Origin of the sequence: Nocardia puris, from assembly GCF_036051655.1 — a bacterium.
Lineage (GTDB): Bacteria > Actinomycetota > Actinomycetes > Mycobacteriales > Mycobacteriaceae > Nocardia > Nocardia puris.
The window spans coordinates 2,991,916-3,009,882 of the sequence record NZ_CP107943.1 but is presented as its reverse complement, the minus strand read 5'-3'; the positions used below and the strand labels follow the sequence as shown (position 1 = coordinate 3,009,882).

At 67.0% G+C, this 17,967-nt stretch carries 19 protein-coding genes; 6 read left to right on the top strand and 13 right to left on the bottom strand.

Going from position 1 to position 17,967, the window contains the following annotated elements; all coding sequences use genetic code 11:
* Positions 1 to 5 precede the first annotated feature (5 nt).
* Both OHB21_RS13465 and OHB21_RS13460 read left to right on the top strand, forming a co-directional pair.
* Entirely contained in the window at positions 6 to 416 is a 411-nt protein-coding gene (locus OHB21_RS13465; RefSeq protein ID WP_195142775.1) for an arsenate reductase ArsC, read from the top strand.
* Between the two features lie 158 nt (positions 417 to 574).
* Entirely contained in the window at positions 575 to 718 is a 144-nt protein-coding gene (locus OHB21_RS13460; RefSeq protein ID WP_195142774.1) for a hypothetical protein, read from the top strand.
* Here the strand turns inward: OHB21_RS13460 and OHB21_RS13455 are convergent.
* From OHB21_RS13455 to OHB21_RS13440, 4 genes are read right to left on the bottom strand one after another with little or no spacing between them, the layout of a single operon-like run.
* Positions 708 to 1,514 (bottom strand): alpha/beta fold hydrolase, encoded by an 807-nt coding sequence (locus OHB21_RS13455; protein ID WP_195142773.1) that lies wholly within the window; start codon positions 1,512 to 1,514, stop codon positions 708 to 710. The two genes, OHB21_RS13460 and OHB21_RS13455, sit on opposite strands and share 11 nt — an antisense overlap.
* Complete coding sequence (locus OHB21_RS13450) at positions 1,511 to 2,593, bottom strand: flavin-containing monooxygenase (RefSeq protein ID WP_195142772.1); 1,083 nt, start codon at positions 2,591 to 2,593, stop codon at positions 1,511 to 1,513. The genes OHB21_RS13455 and OHB21_RS13450 overlap by 4 nt, the downstream gene beginning before the upstream one ends.
* On the bottom strand, positions 2,590 to 3,819 hold the full coding sequence (locus tag OHB21_RS13445; RefSeq protein WP_324192325.1) for an MFS transporter: 1,230 nt from the start codon (positions 3,817 to 3,819) through the stop codon (positions 2,590 to 2,592). The genes OHB21_RS13450 and OHB21_RS13445 overlap by 4 nt, the downstream gene beginning before the upstream one ends.
* A 20-nt stretch (positions 3,820 to 3,839) precedes the next feature.
* Complete coding sequence (locus tag OHB21_RS13440; RefSeq protein WP_195142785.1) at positions 3,840 to 4,355, bottom strand: ArsI/CadI family heavy metal resistance metalloenzyme; 516 nt, start codon at positions 4,353 to 4,355, stop codon at positions 3,840 to 3,842.
* Positions 4,356 to 4,451: 96 nt separating this feature from the next.
* Between OHB21_RS13440 and OHB21_RS13435 the strand changes: the two genes are divergently transcribed.
* Both OHB21_RS13435 and OHB21_RS13430 read left to right on the top strand, forming a co-directional pair.
* Positions 4,452 to 4,811, top strand: a complete 360-nt coding sequence (locus tag OHB21_RS13435) for an Rv2640c family ArsR-like transcriptional regulator (protein WP_195142771.1) — start codon at positions 4,452 to 4,454, stop codon at positions 4,809 to 4,811.
* 785 nt (positions 4,812 to 5,596) lie between these two features.
* Positions 5,597 to 6,211 carry an AAA family ATPase gene (locus OHB21_RS13430; RefSeq protein WP_195142770.1) on the top strand — a complete coding sequence of 205 codons (615 nt, stop codon included), beginning with the start codon at positions 5,597 to 5,599 and terminating at the stop codon, positions 6,209 to 6,211.
* 26 nt (positions 6,212 to 6,237) lie between these two features.
* Here OHB21_RS13430 and OHB21_RS13425 read toward each other — a convergent pair whose 3' ends face one another.
* Both OHB21_RS13425 and OHB21_RS13420 read right to left on the bottom strand, forming a co-directional pair.
* Positions 6,238 to 7,167 carry a dihydrodipicolinate synthase family protein gene (locus tag OHB21_RS13425; protein ID WP_228815810.1) on the bottom strand — a complete coding sequence of 310 codons (930 nt, stop codon included), beginning with the start codon at positions 7,165 to 7,167 and terminating at the stop codon, positions 6,238 to 6,240.
* 53 nt (positions 7,168 to 7,220) lie between these two features.
* Positions 7,221 to 7,994 carry a class I SAM-dependent methyltransferase gene (locus tag OHB21_RS13420; protein ID WP_195142768.1) on the bottom strand — a complete coding sequence of 258 codons (774 nt, stop codon included), beginning with the start codon at positions 7,992 to 7,994 and terminating at the stop codon, positions 7,221 to 7,223.
* Between the two features lie 116 nt (positions 7,995 to 8,110).
* Between OHB21_RS13420 and OHB21_RS13415 the strand changes: the two genes are divergently transcribed.
* Together OHB21_RS13415 and OHB21_RS13410 are read left to right on the top strand one after the other, a co-directional pair.
* Positions 8,111 to 8,614 carry an HIT family protein gene (locus OHB21_RS13415; RefSeq protein WP_195142767.1) on the top strand — a complete coding sequence of 168 codons (504 nt, stop codon included), beginning with the start codon at positions 8,111 to 8,113 and terminating at the stop codon, positions 8,612 to 8,614.
* Positions 8,615 to 8,846: 232 nt separating this feature from the next.
* Positions 8,847 to 9,206, top strand: a complete 360-nt coding sequence (locus OHB21_RS13410; RefSeq protein WP_195142766.1) for a hypothetical protein — start codon at positions 8,847 to 8,849, stop codon at positions 9,204 to 9,206.
* 158 nt (positions 9,207 to 9,364) lie between these two features.
* Here the strand turns inward: OHB21_RS13410 and OHB21_RS13405 are convergent, their stop codons facing one another.
* The 7 genes from OHB21_RS13405 to OHB21_RS13375 form a co-directional block, all read right to left on the bottom strand.
* On the bottom strand, positions 9,365 to 10,066 hold the full coding sequence (locus OHB21_RS13405) for an HAD family hydrolase (protein WP_195142765.1): 702 nt from the start codon (positions 10,064 to 10,066) through the stop codon (positions 9,365 to 9,367).
* Positions 10,063 to 11,433 (bottom strand): DUF459 domain-containing protein, encoded by a 1,371-nt coding sequence (locus OHB21_RS13400; protein ID WP_195142764.1) that lies wholly within the window; start codon positions 11,431 to 11,433, stop codon positions 10,063 to 10,065. Before OHB21_RS13400 ends, OHB21_RS13405 begins: the two co-directional genes overlap by 4 nt.
* Positions 11,434 to 11,457: 24 nt before the next feature.
* The gene (locus OHB21_RS13395; RefSeq protein ID WP_195142763.1) at positions 11,458 to 13,152 is read right to left on the bottom strand and encodes a carbamoyltransferase family protein; all 1,695 of its coding nucleotides are present in this window, start codon (positions 13,150 to 13,152) and stop codon (positions 11,458 to 11,460) included.
* A 4-nt stretch (positions 13,153 to 13,156) separates the two neighbouring features.
* Complete coding sequence (locus OHB21_RS13390) at positions 13,157 to 14,182, bottom strand: glycosyltransferase family 9 protein (protein ID WP_328438948.1); 1,026 nt, start codon at positions 14,180 to 14,182, stop codon at positions 13,157 to 13,159.
* Between the two features lie 122 nt (positions 14,183 to 14,304).
* Positions 14,305 to 15,579, bottom strand: coding sequence for a PLP-dependent aminotransferase family protein (locus tag OHB21_RS13385; RefSeq protein ID WP_195142761.1), 1,275 nt, complete (start codon positions 15,577 to 15,579; stop codon positions 14,305 to 14,307).
* On the bottom strand, positions 15,576 to 16,568 hold the full coding sequence (locus OHB21_RS13380) for a cytochrome P450 (RefSeq protein ID WP_328438946.1): 993 nt from the start codon (positions 16,566 to 16,568) through the stop codon (positions 15,576 to 15,578). The genes OHB21_RS13385 and OHB21_RS13380 overlap by 4 nt, the downstream gene beginning before the upstream one ends.
* A gap of 284 nt (positions 16,569 to 16,852) precedes the next feature.
* The gene (locus OHB21_RS13375) at positions 16,853 to 17,962 is read right to left on the bottom strand and encodes a hypothetical protein (RefSeq protein ID WP_195142759.1); all 1,110 of its coding nucleotides are present in this window, start codon (positions 17,960 to 17,962) and stop codon (positions 16,853 to 16,855) included.
* Between the last annotated feature and the right edge of the window lie 5 nt (positions 17,963 to 17,967).

Here is a 17,967-nt window from a genome sequence, read left to right as displayed (position 1 = left end):
CCGCTGTGACCGATAAGCCGAGTGTGTTGTTCGTCTGCGTTCACAACGCCGGCCGTTCCCAGATGGCGGCCGGATTCCTCACCCACCTCGCGCACGGGGCGATCGAGGTTCGGTCTGCGGGCAGCGCTCCCGCTGATCAGTTGAACCCTGCTGCGGTGCAGGCCATGCGCGAGGTCGGTATCGATATCACCGACCAGGCCCCGAAGATCCTCACCCTCGACGCGGTGGAATCGTCCACGGTGGTGATCACCATGGGTTGCGGTGACACCTGCCCGGTGTTCCCGGGTATCAGCTACCGCGACTGGGACCTCGACGATCCCGCCGGGAAAGGCGTGGAGTCGGTGCGCCCGATCCGGGACGAAATCCGCGCACGGGTCGAGGCACTCATCGCCGAACTGCTGCCCACCCACGCATGACTTCCCCGCAGTAGACCGAGGTCGCGGAAGGAGGATGGCCGCCGCCGCGACTGTACCGAGCCCAAGAGTCGGGGCTGCCGCGCGATATCGCACGGAAGTGCTCGGCACCGGGATGCTGACGGGGGCACCCGGGTTTTCTCGGCAATCCGGCCGTGGTCATGGGTGCGGTCGTGCTGGGATTGAATCCGGTGTCGACGTTGGTGATCGCGGTATGCCAACTGGGTGGTTGCCTCATCGGCTACGGCCTGGCGACCGCGTGGTGGCCCGACACCGGCCATCGCCTCGATACCCTCACTGCCTGATCAGGGCCTCGGCCAGGGCGCCTGGGTCGACGTGATGGCCCTGCCCCGGAAGGGTTTTCAGGGTCGGGGCCGGGAGCGCGGCGGTGAGCTGGTCGGCGGCGTCGAGGAGGTAGTCTGCGCTGGTGGTGCCGGTGATCACCGTGGCCGGCGCGCTGATCGCACTGTAGCGGCCCACCTCCGGATCCAGGTCGGCCAGCACCCTCGAGGTCGCGACCAGAGTTGGGGCCTGGGCAACCTTGTGCCACCACAACGGATCGCTGCGCAGCGAGGCCAGCTCAGCTGGGGAGAACCCGCCTGATGTGGCGGAGGCGTCCAGGACCAGGCGCTCGTAATCCCCGGCCGCTATCGCCGTATCCACTGCCGCGAGATCAGGGATCGGGTAGGTGACCGGCAAGGGTGGTTCATAAACGGCCAGCCGTGGCACCTGTTCCGGTGCGCGTAGCGCGGTTTCCAACGTCAATACCGCGCCGAACGAATAGCCGAACAGTACTTCGATCGGCCCGACTGCGTCGATCACGGCGGTGATGTCGGCGACCTCGTGCGTGATGTCCGGCGCCGACTGCGGGGTGCCGGAGGTACCGTGGCCGCGGCAGTTCATCGCCACCACCGTGTAGTGCTCGGCGAGGTGACCGGAGAGCGGCAGCATGCTCACCGCGCTACCCAGCCCACCGTGTACTGCCAGCAACACCGGCCCCGCACCCTGGACCAGGTAGGTGATCGGGGTGCCGTCGGCGGAGACCACGTGTCCGCCGCGGACCAGTATCTGTGCGGTCGTGTCCGCTGGTGTGGTGGTCATCGTGCGTGCTCCGGGTGCCGTGCGGTCGCGGGCCGCAGATGCCGCACCAGATAGGCCGCGTCGCGTCCGACCCCGCGCAGCGAGTTCGACGACGGGGTCCGCTGCCATTCCAATCCGAGGAACCCCAGCCCGGGGTGGGTGAGCGACACGCCCTGACGGTGTCGCGGGGCCCCGGCATCGGTGAGCGCCCCGGTTCCGGCGAGATAGCGCAGGTGCGGGCGGTAACCGGTGGCGAAGACGACCGTATCCACCCGAGCGCGGGTGCCGTCCGGCCACACCACGCCATCGGCGGTGAAGGCGGTGAACATCACTCGTCGCTGCGGTTTCCCGGTCGCGAGCGCGGCGCGGTAGCGGCCTTCGTCGAGCACCGGCTGCGTCGGCGCCTGTTTCACGATCCGGCCCAGCGAGGCGGCGTCGAATCCTGTGAGGCCGAACCAGAAATGGACATCCCGGCCCAGCGGGCGCTGCGGCACGAACTTCACCGGCGCCCGGCTAGCCAACACGGTCTCCGCGTGTTCGGCCAGCTCAGCGGCAATCTGCACTGCCGAGTTCCCTCCCCCGACCACGACCACCCGTTGGCCCACGAACTCGCCGGGGTGGCGGTACTGGCTCGCGTGCAGAATCCGGCCCTCGAACTCGTCTTGTCCTGGCAGCGCGGGCAGAAACGGGGAGCCGAAGGATCCGGTCGCCGCGATCACCCGCGGTGCGGTGAAGACCGTCCCGGATGCGGTGGTAACCGTGAATCCGTCGCCGCTGTTCGCGGTGACGGTCTCGACGGGAGTGCTGGTGTGGATATCGGTGTCCAGTCCGGCGGCGTACGAACGTAGGTAGTCGATCACCTCGTCGCGGTGCGGATACCGATCCGGGTCTCCGGGGAACCGGCGGCCGGGCAGGGCGCTGTAGCGGGCCGGGGAGAACAGGGTCAGGCTGTCGTAATACCGCGGCCAGGAGCCGGTCGCCTCCGGCGCGGCTTCCAGCACTACGGTGCGCTGACCGGCACCAGTGAGGTGGTAGGCGGCAGCGAGGCCGGACTGGCCGCCGCCAATGACCACCGCGTCGTATGCGTATTCGCTTGTCACAACATCTCTTTCGTCGATCGGGTAATTCCGGTCAGAGGAGCGATCACCGCGGCAAGGGCGGCGATCACACCGAGGACGAGATAGGCGTTCGCGTAGCTACCGGTGGCCGCCGACAGCACGGTGCCCGCCCACGGAGCCAGTGCCGACACGATGACCACCGGCGCGGACAACAACCCGTTGAGGCGCCCGTAGTGGGTCGCGCCCCACCGGTCGGTGATCGCGGTCGCCTGAATCAGCGTGAAGACCCCGCGCACCAACCCAGCGCCGATCGCCACCGCGATCGACACGACGACCGTCGACACCACCCCGAGCAACGCGGTCGAGGCGGCCAGCGCGACCAAGACCAGCACTGTGCGCGGGGTGACGTCGGCGTTGCGGGCCAGCGGCAGATACCCGATCCGGCCCAAGACCTGTCCGGCGCCGCCGAGCCCGAGCGCGGTAGCGGCCAGGCTCGGGCTGAAGCCGTGTTCTTGAAGTAGGGCGACGAGGTTGAAGATGCCGGCGAAGCTGGCGAACGCCGCCAAGCACATGGTCACGACCAGCGCGGCGAAACGCGGGCTGCGCACGATCTCGCTGTGGTCGGCATGCGCGGCCTCGGCGGGCGGCGGTGGGTTCGGCCATCCGGCACGCAGCCCGAACCAGTGCACTGGCACCGTCAGCACCGCGAGGACGGCAGCGAGGACGAGATATGCGGCGCGCCAACCGGTTTGCGTGCCCAGGGCGGCGGTGACCGGTGCGAATACCGTGGACGCCAGGCCACCGGCCAGGGTCAGGATCATCAGCGCGGTCACACTCTGCGTCCCCCACCAGCGGGTCAATGCCGCGAACGCCGGCGGATACAGGACCGCCCCCATCGCCACTCCCGCTGCCAGCCAACCGAGATAGAACACAGGCAGGTTCGGTGCGGCGGCGACCACGATCAGCGCGACCACTCCGAGAACGGATCCGGCGGTCATCACCCGCCGCGGGCCGGTCCGGTCGATGAGCGCGCCGACCGGGATCCCGGTGAGCGCTGTTGCGAGCTGGCCGATCGAGAATGCCGCGGTGATCACCGGCGCCGACCACCCGGTATCGACGGTAATCGAGGTCGACAGTACCGGAAACGCGTAATACAGAATCCCCCAACTCGATATCTGCGTCAGGCACAGCACCGCCAGTACTCGGCGCCGCTCGGCCCGCGGCAACCCGTCTACCGCGACCACGGGCGCGGTCGTCGTACCGGTCACGTCGAGGCACTCGGGCCGTTTTATCGAGCGGCGGCGGGCGCGCAGCACGCCACCGTCGGCCCCGCCTCGGCCTCCTCAGCGGTGGTGTCGCCACGACCGTCGGTGCCGCAGCACGCCTGCACCGCCTCCGCATCGTCTTTCCCGACGAACCGGGGTTCGGTGCCGAAGTGCTCGGTATCGGCCAGCACGGTGTAGACCTCCCACCGCTCGGAATTCGGGCCGGTGACCCACACCTTGTCCTGGGTCGCGAAGCAACAGGTCGTCGCGATCTGCTCCTCGGTGAACACACCCGCCTCCGACAGACGCGCGATCTCGGCATGCACCTTCTCCGAGGACTCCACCTCCACCCCGAGATGGTTCACGCTGCCGCCCTGGCCGGGGTTCTCGATCAACACCAGCTTCAGCGGCGGCTCGGCGACCGCGAAGTTCGCATACCCCGGCTTCCGCTTCGCCGGCTCCACACCGAACAGGGTCGAGTAGAACTCGACCGCATGCTCCAGATCGTCAACGTTGAGCGCGAGCTGAACACGTGACATCATGACCACCACCTATGTGACGTATATCGAAGGGCTGACAGCGGCTAGTCTGCCACCTTTTCGACATATGTCAACATCATGAGTAGGATTGATTCCATGCCCAAAGCGCTGCCCGTCATCGACATGACCACACCCCTGTGCTGCCCACCCGTAGCCGCCGGCCCGGTCGACGACGAAGCCGCCCTGCACGTCGCACTCCGACTGAAAGCCCTGGCCGACCCCGTGCGAGTCAAACTGATGTCGCTGTTGCTGGCCAGCCCCGAAACCGGCCGCAACGGCGGGGAACTCGCCGACGCAGTCGGACTCTCCGAATCCACGGTCAGCCACCACCTCGGCCAGCTCCGCAAAGCCGGGCTGGTGAACTCTGAACGCCACGGCATGAACGTCATCCACCGCGTCCACCGCGACGCCCTCGCCGCACTCTGCGTTGTCCTAGACCCCAACTGCTGCCGGTGACACTGGAAGCGTGCCTGTATCTACCGGGCCAGGAGCGCTCAACATAACGTCGGCGGCAATATCCCCAGAGTCGGCACCGACGGCGTCACCGAGGCCGCGCCACACCCAGTAGACACCGACGGTTCGGTCGCAAAGCAGGCTGGGCGATACCGCCGGGGACAGCGGAGCAGCGTCGGACAACCGATGGCGGCGCCGAGCCCGAACAACTGCGTGTCGCGGCCGTCTGCAGATCTACATACTGGAAGCCTTGTGGCCATGTCCCGAAAGAAAAACCGCGTAGGCCGACGTAACCAGTCCCAGGCCCCGAAGCGGAATGCACTTGGACCGCCCGAAACACAGTTGTCCGCTCCCGAACAGCCGCCATTTGCGACACCGGCCGAGTTGTCGGCATGGAGCGCGTCGCTGCCCTCGGTCGTTGGGTCATCGTTCGGGTTGCAGCCGGACGGTTACGTGAATGTTCCGGACCGGCCCGACATTGTGGCTTTGGCCGAGCGGATCAAGGCGCGACGGAAGGAATTGGGGTTGAGCCAGGCAGGTCGCGCCATGCGGGGCGGTCCTTCCGCCGGAACGATCGGCGAGATCGAGCGATGCCGAAACCCCTTCCGCTCCCTGAAGCACTGGACAAGCTCGATCACGCACTCGGCTGGGAGCCGGGTACGTCCGACACGATCCTCCGTGGCGGCGTTGCTGGGCATGTTGCCGAGGCCGCCGCTGCTCGCGGGAGACTCCGGTTGATCCTCGCCACCAGCTGATCGTGGCGTACAGAGCTGTGGTGGACTGCGGGCATGAGACACGAGCAGCAGCCGATCCCGTTTCCCTCCACGGTACGTAACCAGCTCCATCAGGTTGCGGAACCGATCCAGACGAAGGGCGCTCTCGTGATCTGTGGTTTCCCGGCGTCCGGAAAGTCCTCGGCGGCACGGTTCCTTGCCGCGCGTATGGGTGCGGTCGTGCTCGACAAGGACCAGCTCGCTCCCGTGTTGGAGGAATCCGTCATGGGGCGACTGACAGGAGACCCGTTCGATCGGGACTCCGATATTTACCGCGAGGTCGTGGCGCCCGGGATCTACGACAGTCTGATCCGCACCGGCCTCACGGTGGCCGCCCGCCACCCTGTGGTGCTGGATGCTCCGTTCCTGTCGACCATGCGCGCGGCCGGCGCCGCTGGCCTCCCTCTGGGAGTTTTCATGCGTCAACACGCAGAAGCGGACACAGAGCTCCCGGTCGTGACCGTCTGGATAGACACGCCCACCGAGCAGATCCGGCAGCGGATGATCACGCGAGGTTCAGCACGCGACGCGCCCAAGCTGGCGGACTGGCCTGCGTATCGGTCCAGTGTTCTCGATTCAGGAGCCAGGGAACTCGGTCGCACAGTGTGCGATCTCGTGATCGACAACTGAACCGGATTCTGGTCAGCTCCGGGCCGTCACCGGCGGAGCAGCGGGAGGAGCGATCCCATGAGCGTGTGGACCTCGCGGATCTGTTCGTGCGACGCCCCGGTCAGCGGTGACCGAACGTGGCTCGGAAACCCGGGCAGCCGGGCCGATACCGCGGCTTTAGCGAAGGCGATATCGCTGATCGGGAGTCGTTTACGGGCGTCGGTGTAGCGGTCGAATTCGTGCTGCCGAGCCTCGGCACGCCCGGTGTCGCCGGCCGCCACTGCCGTTGCGACCGCTACCGGCAGCTCCACGACCGGCCCCCCTGCGCCGGTGACCACACCAGCCGCCCCGATCTCCGCGACCCGGGCCCCGATCCGATCGTCACCGAGATACACCCGGAAGTCGGCGCCAATCTGCTGATACTCATAGGTCAGCGCGCGGTCCTTCCCAGAGTCCTTGATCCCGGTCAGCTGCGGAAACTCTCTGGCCAGTTGCGCGGCGAGCCGTGGTGGGATCGGTGCCTGGGTGTGGCGGGGGAAGTTGTACAGCAATGTCGGCCGCTTGCAGTGCGGCAGCACCGCGCGGAAGTAGGCCCCGATCCCGGCTTCGGCGGTCTCGGCAAAGAAGAACGGGTTCATCACCGCCAGCGCATCGGCGAAGCCGCTGGCGTGGCGCGCCAATTCCACGGCATCACCGACCGCGCACGCACCGACGTGCACGATCAGGACACCGCCCCACCTGCTTCGGCAGTGTTCGGCGACCTGGATCCGCTCGCGCACCGTCAGACTGGCGAATTCCCCGGTGGTTCCGTTGACCAGGACCGTCTCGACTCCCGCAGCCCCGATCAGATCCAGATAGTCGCTCACCGCCGGAAGGTCCAGGTGACCGGCACGTTGGTACGGCGCTACGGTAGCGACAATCGGACAGGAGAAGCATTCGGTCACAGCCCCCAGCTTCCCACGCTGTCCGCAGCACATCGTACGGACGAGAGGCTCGGCGAACACCTCGGGACGTAAGCCGTGCGGAGCATCTACTGTGAGCGGGCTGCGATGAGGTGAAAGAACCGTGCGGTATGGGTGTACGGAGCGCGGTCGGCCAAGGCGAGTTCCAGCCGCTCGAGCTTGCTGTAGAAGTCGGGGGCGGACTTGCGGGAGTCGTCGACGATGAGGTCGCAGACACAGCGGATGCCGTACCTCCCGATAACGGTCAGCTCCGCCGTGCGCAGGTCCGCCGATACCTGGTCGATATAGCAGGCGTGAGTTCTGGTGTCGTACGCGCCGCTGTACCGGGTGGGGCTATCCAGCAGCCGCAGCGCCTCATCCAGATCCAGGCCACGCACCGCGCTCAGCAGTGGGTCGGCGTCAGCGTTGGGCGCAATCAGCGACAGCACCCCAGCCGGCCGAAGCTGGTCCGCCAGCATGGTCACGGTGCGATCCCGCTCCGGAAGGTACTGAATCACGTTGTGTAGCAGCACGACGTCGAAGCCGTCCCCGCCCAGCGTGGCGCCGAGGGAGTCGATATCGGCCGGGTGTGTGGTGATGCGGTCGCGGAGGCCGCTCTCGGAGGCGATCGAGTTCGCTTCGGCGAGGGACTGAGGTGAGGGGTCGGCGATGGTGACGTGGTGTCCGCGTCGAGCGAGTTCAACCGCTTCCACACCATTGCCACCACCGACGTCGAGGATCTCCAGTCCTCGCTCGGCGGGCAGGTGCCGGACAAGGTTCGCCATCGCCACCGTGTACCGCAGCCTGCCCCATGGGCTGGCCTGCCACTGCTGGAACTCGCCCAACTTGTCGTCGAACATCATTCGATCGGCCCCTTCTGCTCACCGCGACCACCCCGTCAAGCGGCATTGCCACGTCGCGCGTAATTATCGTGCCGTTCCGACGCCTTCGTGAGCAGGATCGGCGCAGAATCGCTGTCATGGAACGTATCTCGTTCGACCTCGACGACTACGAACGGCGGGTTCGCTCGAAACCGTGCTTCATCTGCGCCATCGTCGCGGGACAGCACGACTCGAAGCTCGAGCAGATCATTGCTGAGGACGATGAGAACATCGCGTTCCTGTCCCGGTATCCGACCCTGCCCGGCTACGTGCTCGTATCCCCGAAACATCACCATGAGCATGTGGTTGACGACCTGGACGAAGACGAATATCTGCGGCTGATGAGAATGGTTCACCGAGTCGGGAAAGCCCTGCAAACGGTGGCCCCTACCGAACGGCTATATATCGCCAGTCTCGGCAGCCAACAGGGAAACGCTCACCTCCACTGGCACGTTGCCGCCCTACCACCGGGAGTGCCCTACCGCGAACAGCAATTCCATGCCCTGATGGCGGAAAACGGAGTACTGCTCTGGTCTCTGGAGCAGGCAGTCGAACTCGCCGGCCACATCCGCGCCGCCTTGGCTGCCGACGGCACTAATTGAACCACCATGCGTCGAGGAATTCATATCCGCAGGCGGCTGGGTAGGTACCAGCTGTAGGACCAATGCAATGGTTCCGATGGGCTCGCGAAAAATATTGGCGTGGAAATCCTTTCGCTGAATTCCCTATTGAGCGTCTCCGGGCGCACATATAGCGTCGTATCCGCCGGAATTGAAACGCCCCGGCTGGTGGGCCAACACCAGACCGGGGCAGGTACGGAGAAAGGGCTCCGCAATGCAAAGTGTAATCATCTCGGTCGGGTCCGAGGTGGAAGTCGAGGCACCATATGACCGCCGTTTCCATGACGCGGCGGACGAACTCGGTGGCACGCTCGCCTCGGATGGTGAAGCGTGGCGTTTCTCCCGTAATGACGAAGAACGTGTCCGCCAACTGTGCAGCACCATTTTCGGAGAAGACCAGGGCACGACCCCGGCAACGGACCAGTCGCTCGACCGCTCCGAAATCAGCACCAGCGAGACTTCGGAACTGCCTGGGGTGAGCACCCATCAGCGGCGGGCGGACCTGCTCGACCGCCTCGACATGCTGCTCGACGAGGTCGCTGAAGTACATTCCGCCCTGCAATCGCTGAAGTAGGGGCTGGCCTGCCACACAGAAATCAGAGGGCTTCGACCGATGGCCCGATCAATCCACCGGCCATCGGTCGTCGGCTCTCTTCTGATGCTTCGTGTGCTTGCTGCTGCTCGGTTGGAACGCTCCGGTTTGCATTGGGCAGCAGGTCTACGGTGGCTCGTTCAGACGGACAGCTCTTCCAGCCGATATTGGGTCCATTCGATGGCGGCACCGCCGCATCGTTCGAATGCCGCGCAGTTGTCGGCGCGGTCGTCGATCAGGAGTGCCTCGCTGAAGGAGCGCCCCGCGGTGGTCAGCCAGGAGCCGAAGAAGGCGGCAGGGTCTTCGGATTTCAGTACGCCGGTGTCGCTGGAGCTGATGATGTCGTCGAACACGGTGGCGGCCCCTCCCAGCGTCGCCTGACCTGACAATTGCTCGTTGTGGCCGGACGTGATCGCTTGGAAGGCGCTGGTGAACGCGTCGATATTGTCGGTGGCCAGGACAATGGCCGCGTCGGATCGGGCACCACGCAGGGCTTGGAGCAGGGGCTGGTATACGGGCATGTGGGCGATGTCGTGTGCGAGCTGGGTCAGGAGCTGGTCGATGTCGGGGCCCGGGTGCGCAGCGGCGAGGTTGGTGAGGATGTCGCGGGAGCTGCGTTTTCCGCGCATCCATTCGCGGCCCTCCCGGTTGCCTGTCGTGAACAGCCGGTCCAGTTCTCGATTCAGGACGGCATGCAGGGGGTGACCTGGATTGTCGGTAATGCTGTGCCAGAACGGTTTCCGGCACAGCACTCCGTGCCAATCGCAGAAGACGACACGAGGAGGATCCGCACCGCGCATCACGTCTTCGATCGTCTTGATCGCCGGGTGGGCGAGGGTCACTGGATGTATTTCCGAGCCGCGGTCGCGCGGTCGAGCCTGTCGAGGGTGAGCAGGCCATCGAGGACTTGGTGGCTGGTGATGGCTTGGTCCATGGTGTGCCGGACGGTTTCGTCGCCTTGTTCGGAGAGGTGCACTCCGTCGGCCCACACGCTGGGTGCTTCGGCGGCTGGGGCCGTGGGGGTCGCGGGTGACCATCCGAAGCAGGTGGCGACGTAGGTGATGTCGTCCCAGATGTCGACGAAGACCGCGTCGTGGTCGGCGGCGGCGCGGCGGGCGCGCTGGTTGTATTCGGTCAGGTCGCGGTTGGCGGCGGGGACGTCGATGGTGGGGTCCCAGCCGATCGGGGGTTCACCGATCACGACGATCCGGCGGGCGCGGGTGGTGAGGAGTTCGAGGGCGGTGCGGAGGTTGGTGTCGTATTTGTCGATGCCGACTGCTTCGCTCATCCGGCCCTGGTGGTGTCGCCAGACGTCGTTGAGGCCGACACCGAGGACGGCGAGGTCCCATCGGCCGCCGGCGTCGACTGCGGCTCGGAGGTTGGTCAGGACGTCGCGGCTGGTTGCGCCTCCTTCACCACGGTTGTCGGTGGTAATGGTGATCCATGGGTAGCGGGTGGACCATCCGGTGGTCAGGGCGTGGACGTAGCCGCGTTTGCGCCATTCGGTGACCGTGATCTGTTCGCCGATCTCGGGGAGATCGGCTTGGACTGCGAGGCGGGGGTTGTGGGCTTCGTAGTGTTCCATCAGGGAGGTTCCGAACCAGCCGATCCGCAGTTCGGTTCGGGGGTGTTCGGGGTCGAGGGGGCCGGGGTGGCGGGCGGTGACGCGGGCGGGCGCGCCGACGGCGGTGGTGTTCGGCGGGATGGATGCGGTGACGACGGCGTTGGCGCCGATGCGGGCGTTCTGGCCGATGGTGACTCCGGCGGTGATCGAGACTTTGTTCGCGACGATCGCGCCGGGTTCGATGGTGACAGGGGCGGTGTCGAATCCGCTGGCCCACGGGGTGATCGGCTCGCCAGGGGTGAGGGTGTCGGGGGTGCGGGCGCGGTGGTTGTGGTCGTGGATGTCGACCATGTTGGAGATTCCTGCACCGCGTCCGATGTGGATGCGGGTCATGGCGGACAGGACGACGTTCTCGCCGATCGCGGTGTCGTCGCCGATGATGATGTGTCCACCGGTGTTGGCTTGCAGGGTGGTGCCGCGGCGGATGCTGACACGGTCGCCGATGGTGATGGTGGCGTCGGTGTCGACGACGAAGTCGACGTCGTCGGCGATGTCGCAGTCGGCGCCGATGTGTACCGCGTCGCCGTAGCGGGCGCGGACTCGGTCGGTGAGGGCAATCGAGTCGGTGTCGGTCACGCTGGTCATGATCCCTTTCTCAGGTCGGATCTGTTAGCGGTCGGGTGTCGATGGTGGTGCGGTGATGAGGTAGTCGCCGATCACGATGGCGTCCAGGCCGAGCCGGGCGCCGCTGGCAAGCGCCTCGGCTGGGGTGTTGACGATCGGTTCGCCGGGACCGTTGTAGCTGGTGTTCAACACGACCCCGATCCCTGTCTCGGCTTCGAGGGCGTGCAGGAGTCGGGCGTATTCGGGTTGGTGGGCGGGGTCGACGTGCTGTGGGCGCAGTGTGCCGTCGGCGTGGACGACGCCGGGGATCTGTTGGCGTGCTCGGGGTGTGGCGTCGTGGGCGACGATCATGAATTCTGCCGGGCCGTCGGGGGTGGTGGTCCAGCCGGTTGGGTCGAGCATGCTCGGCGCGAGGGGCCGCCAGAGTTCGCGGTGTTTGATGTCGCGGTTGATGCGGTCGCGCAGTCTGGTGGTGCGGGGGTCGGCGAGGATGCTGCGGGCACCGAGTGCGCGGGGACCGGCTTCGGCGCGGCCCTGGTGCCAGCCGATGACCTTGCCCTCGGCTATCAGGCGGGCGGCGGTCGCCGCGATATCGGGTGGGGTGGTGAAGTTCGCGCCAGTATCGTGCAGGGCGGTCTCGATGGCGTGGTTGTCGTAGGCCGGACCCAAGAGGGCGTGTGCTTGGCGCGGGCTGGGCACTGTGTGGTCGCCGCGGCGGTGCGCGACTTCCAGTGCTGCGCCGAGGGCGCATCCGGCATCACCGGAGGCCGGTTGCACGAACAGGGTGTCGATGTCGGGGGTGCGGGCGAGGATGCCGTTGGTGGTGCAGTTGAGCCCAACACCGCCGGCCAGGCACAGCGCGGTCGCGCCGGTTTCCTCCAAGACGGTAGAGGCGACGCTGATCAGGCAGCGTTGCAGCAGGAGTTGGGCCGACGCGGCGAGGTCAGCGGCGAGGCTTTGGTGAGCGTCGTCCGATCTTGGCGCTTGGACGGGGATTCCGGCGTCGGTGAATGCCTTGTGGTAGGCGCGGCGTAGGGCTCGGTAGTAGCTGAGGTCGGTGTAGCCGGCGGTGTGGTCGGCCTCTGGCGCGAGGCCGTAGGGGGTGAGGTCGAGGTGGTAGCCGTCGCGGGTGGGGTGCAGGAAGTTCAGGTCGATGCTCGGTCGTCCGTAGGCGGCCAGGCCCATCAGTTTGCCTGCGTGGGTCCAGTCGCCGAGCCCGGCGTGTTCGGTGGCGAATTGGTAGAACCAGCCCAGTGACTGTGTGAACGGGAAGGTTCGCAGGCATCGCAGACCGGCTCTGGTTCCGTGATGGATGCTGGTGGAGACACCGTCGCCGGAGCCGTCGACCACGATGACCGCGGCATCGGCGACACCTGCGGGGTAGAAGGCGCTGGCGGCATGGGCGAGGTGGTGGCCGACGATGGTCAGTCGCCGTGGCCTGTCCGGGCCGGTACCGAGCGGTCCGAGGAGTTCAGCGATCAGATCCGGGTCGGTGATCTCATCGGCGGGGTTCGGCCAGTACGGGTTCCACGCCACCGCGATCTCGTCGATATCACCGCTCCGGATTCCGGCCTGGGCCAGGCACCATGCGGCTGAGGCGGCGGCCGAGCGGGAATCGCGGTGATGCTTGATTCGGGAGAACCGTTCCTCCTCGGCGAACGCGACGGGTTGGCCGTCGGCGACGAGGCAGGCGGAGGCGTCGTGATGGTAGGGCCCGCCGAGCCCGAGCACGTATCCCACGCGGTCAGCCCTCCCGCACGGCGGCTGTGGACAGTGAGTTGCGGACCGCGCCATGGACGTCGGCGACCGTGATGGTGTCCATGCAGCCGCCGATCCCGCCGCAGGTGACCTGGTGTGCGCACGGGGAGCACGGCAGAGTCGACCGCAGCGCGGTGACATTGTCGGCGTGTTTGGGGATGACTTCGGCGCCGTTGCTCGGGCCCAGGAGCAGCACCACGGGCAGGTCGTAGGCGAGGGCGAGGTGGAATCCGAGGCTGTCGCCGGTCACCATCGCGTCGCAGAAGTCCGGGACCGCGGCGAATTCCTGCAGGGTCATGGCGTCGTGACGCACTCGGCCCACTCCGGTGTCCAGTTCTCGTAACAGCTGGTGGCATGTGCGGGCGTCGGCGGGGCCTCCGGTGATGACCAGCCGGTGTCCGTCGTCGAGCAGTCGCCGCCCGAGGTCGGCCCAGCGCCCGGTGGGCCACAGCTTTGTCGTCTTGGAGCCGCCGACGTTCAGGCAGACCCAAGCTCCGCTGGTACCTAGCCGCGCGGCGACGCGGGCTTTGGCCGCGTCCGGCACCGACAGCTGGTAGGGCTCGCCGGTGTAGACGTAGCCGGCGACCTCGAAGTACAGCTCGGTCCACGTCTTACTGTTTCCGCTGGTGCGGAAGTCGTTCCAGGTGTTCATGGCGAAGAAGTGCCGGGCCGGGTCACCGAGCGGATAGAGGCTGTTGTTCTCGCCGCCGTAGGCGAGGCCGGCGTGGTGCTCGGCGCTGATCCGGGGCACGAGCCCGGCCACGGCGGGGTGGCGTTCGAAGCTGTAGACGGCGTCGTAGTGCTCGGCGAGCACGGTGTGGGCGGTGTCGGTGTCCCAGGTCAGGATGCGGTCGACGTGCGGGATCATCTCCACGATGGGTGCGGATTCGGCGCCGACGAGCCAGGTGATGTGGGCGCCGGGGTGTTCGGCTTTGATGCGGGCCGGTAGTGGGGAGGCGATGAGCATGTCGCCCATCCGTTTGAGCATCACGATCAGGATGCGGTGGGTCACCGGGTCATACAGTGTGCACCCTGGGCAGGGACGCCAGTGCTGGCAAGGCAGGCCGCCGATGAAATGACGACAGTCGGGTCGCCAGAAGAAGTCGCTGGTGGTCAGTGGCAGATCAGTGGCGTTCATGAAGTCCTCTCTTCCTGCCGCCACCCTCGGCGCAGCACCTCCTGCGCCGTATGGTCGGCCGCAGCGGCGTCGCCGATGCCGTAGCGGATGCGCAGGTCTGCGATGTTGCGGGCGACCTGTTCGGGGTGATCGCGGTGGATGAGTACGCGCGCCATGAGCGCGGCGAGTTCGTCGAAACCCGCGGCGTCGAGTCCGGCGAAGGTCAGTTCCTGTGCTCCCAGCCGCAGGCCGGGCTCGGGCAGGTAGGGCAGCGGGATGGCGTTGACGACGATCCCGGCCTCATACAGCAGCCGTGAGGCAGTATCAGCCGGGCACGTGGGAGCGATGTCGATCCACACCTGGTGTGATCGGGTGTATCCGTGGTCAGCCGCACACACGGTGAACCCCTCTGCAGCGAGTGTGTCGGCAAGGCGGCGGGCGTTGGCCACGGTCGCGGTCGCGTAGTGGGCGGCATGGGCGGTCATCCATGCCGTCGAGATCGCCAGCGCGGCGACATCGGCGGGATGATGGTGCGATATCCATCCGGCTGCGTGGATGTCGATCTGGTGGGCGAGGTTCGGGTCGTTGGTGGCCACGATGCCCTTGCCGACCGGACCGGGCCAGGTCTTGTGGACGCTGCCACCGAGGCTGTCGGCGCTCTCACCCAGGGGGTTCTGGAACGCGCCGCCCGCGATCAGGCCGAGGGTGTGCGAGCCGTCGTAATGGATCACCGCGTCCTCGCCGACCGCGGCCCGGATGCCGGCGATGTCATGGGGGAACAACGCCATGAACGAGTCGAGGTACACCAGCACGGGCCCGCTGGTCCGGCGGGCCTGGGAGGCCAGCAGCTCGAGGTCGACGCCCATAGTGGCTGGGTCGACGGGCAGGGGCTGCCAGTTCAACCCGAACCTGTGCGCGACGAACTGTGTCGAGCCGTGACCGCCATCGGCTTCGGCGAGGCTCAGCACGGTGTGTGCCGGCCCGGCCAGCGCCGAGAGCGCCACCGTCATCGCCGACAATCCCGAGACGGGTTTGGTGTTCACATGCTGGGCGCCGAGGAGTTCTCCGATGGCGTGGGCCGCTACCGATTCCAGCTCGGCGAGTTCGTCGCGCCCAGGCCACGCCCAGTGCGTGTCCTCGGCGCTGCCGAAGCAGTAGCGGACGGCGGCAGCGCTCACATACGGCAGCCGGGCGTCGGCGGGCATCTGGTTCTCGCTGGCGATCAGATGAAGCCGGGCTGTTGTCGCGGTTTCGAACCGGGCGAGCCGGTCGACGATGTCGTCGATGTTCACCGGCCAGCCACCTCCTTTGTGCGTATGCGGGCTTCGACCGGCCCCGCTGGCGCCCGGACCGGCTGGAATCGGCCGACCTCTGGTCGTCGGGCCGGCAGGTCGATCCAGTGTTCGGCCAGCACAGCCGCCGCCAGCAACAGCGTCGTGGCCTCGGCGAACCCGCGACCTGCACAGGCGTGCGGGCCGCGTCCGAACGCGAGCAGCCCCGCCGCGCGGCGCCTGCCCTCGGCACCGCGAAAGCGTTGCGGGCAAAACGCTTCCGGGTCCGGATATTCCTGCGGTAGAAGGTGGGTGGCGGGAGCGCTGTAGGCGACGTGCCAGCCTGCTGGGACCAGATAGCCGCCGAGCGTCACCGGCGTAGTGGCCCGCCGGGTCGCGATCGTGTTGGGTGTATGGACTCGGGTGCACTCGGTCAGCACGTGCCGCAACTGCGGGATAGCGCCGTGCTGGAGCACCTGCAACGGGTTCTCGACCAGACTGCGGGCTTCAGCGGTGAGCGCGGTGGCGAGCTGGTCGTCGAGCGCGCACTCGACCAGCAACCAGGTAACCAGGCAGGCGGTGGTTTCTCGCGCGGCAATCAGCAAGGCCAGCAGATGATCAGCCAAGCTTCCGCCCGGGGCGTGACCGGCGGCGACCAGCTTCGAGGTCACCGACTCGGCCCTGCCCTCTATGCGCACTGCGGGCGATTCGAGCAGGGCGCGCAGTTCCTCGGCGGCGGCGAGTGCGGCGGCGTATGCCGGGTCGCTGCCGGTCGTGCGGGTCGGTGGGAGTTCGGTTCCGGCGACGAATCGGTCGAACAGGTCCGGCACCCGCTGTGCGATGGGGTCGTCGACGGCCAGGCCGAGGATCGCGGCCAGGCACACTGCCATCGTGTAGTCGCGCGCCGCCTGATAGAGCTCGATGGTCGGCAGGGTGGCCCATTGGGCGACATGGCGGTGCGCAATAGCGCCGATTGTCGGCAGGTAGGCGGTGACCGCACCGTGGCGCAACCCGGTCGACAGGAAACTGCGCGCCCGCAGGTGTTCGGCACCGTGGAGGGTGAACACCGCTCTGCGGAACAGCGCCTGCACCGCCGCAGTGTTGTACACCCTCAGTGTGCCTGCGCGTTCCTGGTCGAACATCTCCCGTACCGAGTTCGGCCCGATGCAGAACACCGTCGGCGGCCCCGTCGTTGAGCCGACACCGAAGATGGGGCCATGCCGAGCGTGCGCAGCAACCAGAATCTGCGGCAGGTGCGACCCTGGTGGTGGTTCGGCGATGGTGGGTAGCGGTTTCATGGGGTGGCCTCGCCGACGTCGAGGGCTGCGGCGGTGCGGGCGAGGATCGCGTCGTGATCGAGGTCGACCGCTCGTATGTCAGGCCGGCAGTCACAGGTGACGGGCAAATCGGCGAAGTCACCGGTGACGCTGTAGGACACCAGCCCGTCGACGATGCCGTTCGCGCAGCGCTCGCAGGAGTCCGGGTACACCGAGTCGAAATCGGTGCCGCGCATGTTGATACAGGCCACCCGCACCGCCGCTTTGGCGTGCGCGCCGCGCACGGCGTCGACGACGGTCCACAGGTTCGGCGCCTGGTAGTGCCCGCGTTGGTAGAGCCACCACGCCACGGTGTTCGGTGCCAGCCTCGTCGGGCACACGGTGACTCCGCCGATGCCGAGCGAGGCCACGTACTCGGTGGAGGAGATCACGTCGGTGATGGCCTCGCCGTCGGTGAGGAACGGCGGCTTGATCATCAGGTACACCTTGGGAATTACGTGGTGTGCCTGCATCAACGCCACCGCGTCTTCGAACGACTCACGGGTGATTCGGGTGTTGACCAGGGTTTCGCGGACCAGCCGGTCGGCCGATTGCAACCCGATTCCCACCTCGAGCTCGACATCGCCGAGGGCCTCGACGAAAGGTGCCAGGGTCTCGGGCGTGAGGAATTGGGGCAGGCTTTCGACGACCAGGCGGCGCACACCAGTGGCCGCGACGCGGCGGGCGATATCGAGCTGGACCTCGGCCGGTACCTCGCGGCGGGCGAAGAACGACCCGTCGTTGTAGAGGGCGAGCATGTCGTAGTCCGGCTCGTCATCGGTGCGTGCCAGCAGCGTGGCGACCTGCTCGCGCAAGCCCCGGGGGTTCGCGCCGTGCAGGCCGAAGTTGTTGTAGTTGGTGAACGGACACATGGTGCACGTCGGCACCGAACAGCCGCCCGACATCAGGATCGCCTTCTTGCGGCCGTAAGTGGTGCCGTCGGCGTCGCGGACGGTGTCGTAGCCGACGTAACGCGGCCTCTGGAGGTGCTCGATGGCGGTCACCTCCCGCAGCGACCGCGACAACGCCGTGATCCGGTGCCGTAGCGCCTTCTCTCGCGTGAACACGTCGGTTGTGTTGGTAGACATCGCGT

Excerpts from the sequence above, each read along its gene's own strand:
- OHB21_RS13460 (WP_195142774.1), top strand. The coding sequence starts at position 575 with ATGGGTGCGGTCGTGCTGGGATTGAATCCGGTGTCGACGTTGGTGATC.
- OHB21_RS13455 (WP_195142773.1), bottom strand. The coding sequence starts at position 1,514 with ATGACCACCACACCAGCGGACACGACCGCACAGATACTGGTCCGCGGC.
- OHB21_RS13440 (WP_195142785.1), bottom strand. The coding sequence starts at position 4,355 with ATGTCACGTGTTCAGCTCGCGCTCAACGTTGACGATCTGGAGCATGCG.
- OHB21_RS13435 (WP_195142771.1), top strand. The coding sequence starts at position 4,452 with ATGCCCAAAGCGCTGCCCGTCATCGACATGACCACACCCCTGTGCTGC.
- OHB21_RS13430 (WP_195142770.1), top strand. The coding sequence starts at position 5,597 with ATGAGACACGAGCAGCAGCCGATCCCGTTTCCCTCCACGGTACGTAAC.
- OHB21_RS13425 (WP_228815810.1), bottom strand. The coding sequence starts at position 7,167 with ATGTGCTGCGGACAGCGTGGGAAGCTGGGGGCTGTGACCGAATGCTTC.
- OHB21_RS13420 (WP_195142768.1), bottom strand. The coding sequence starts at position 7,994 with ATGATGTTCGACGACAAGTTGGGCGAGTTCCAGCAGTGGCAGGCCAGC.
- OHB21_RS13415 (WP_195142767.1), top strand. The coding sequence starts at position 8,111 with ATGGAACGTATCTCGTTCGACCTCGACGACTACGAACGGCGGGTTCGC.
- OHB21_RS13410 (WP_195142766.1), top strand. The coding sequence starts at position 8,847 with ATGCAAAGTGTAATCATCTCGGTCGGGTCCGAGGTGGAAGTCGAGGCA.
- OHB21_RS13400 (WP_195142764.1), bottom strand. The coding sequence starts at position 11,433 with ATGACCAGCGTGACCGACACCGACTCGATTGCCCTCACCGACCGAGTC.
- OHB21_RS13375 (WP_195142759.1), bottom strand. The coding sequence starts at position 17,962 with ATGTCTACCAACACAACCGACGTGTTCACGCGAGAGAAGGCGCTACGG.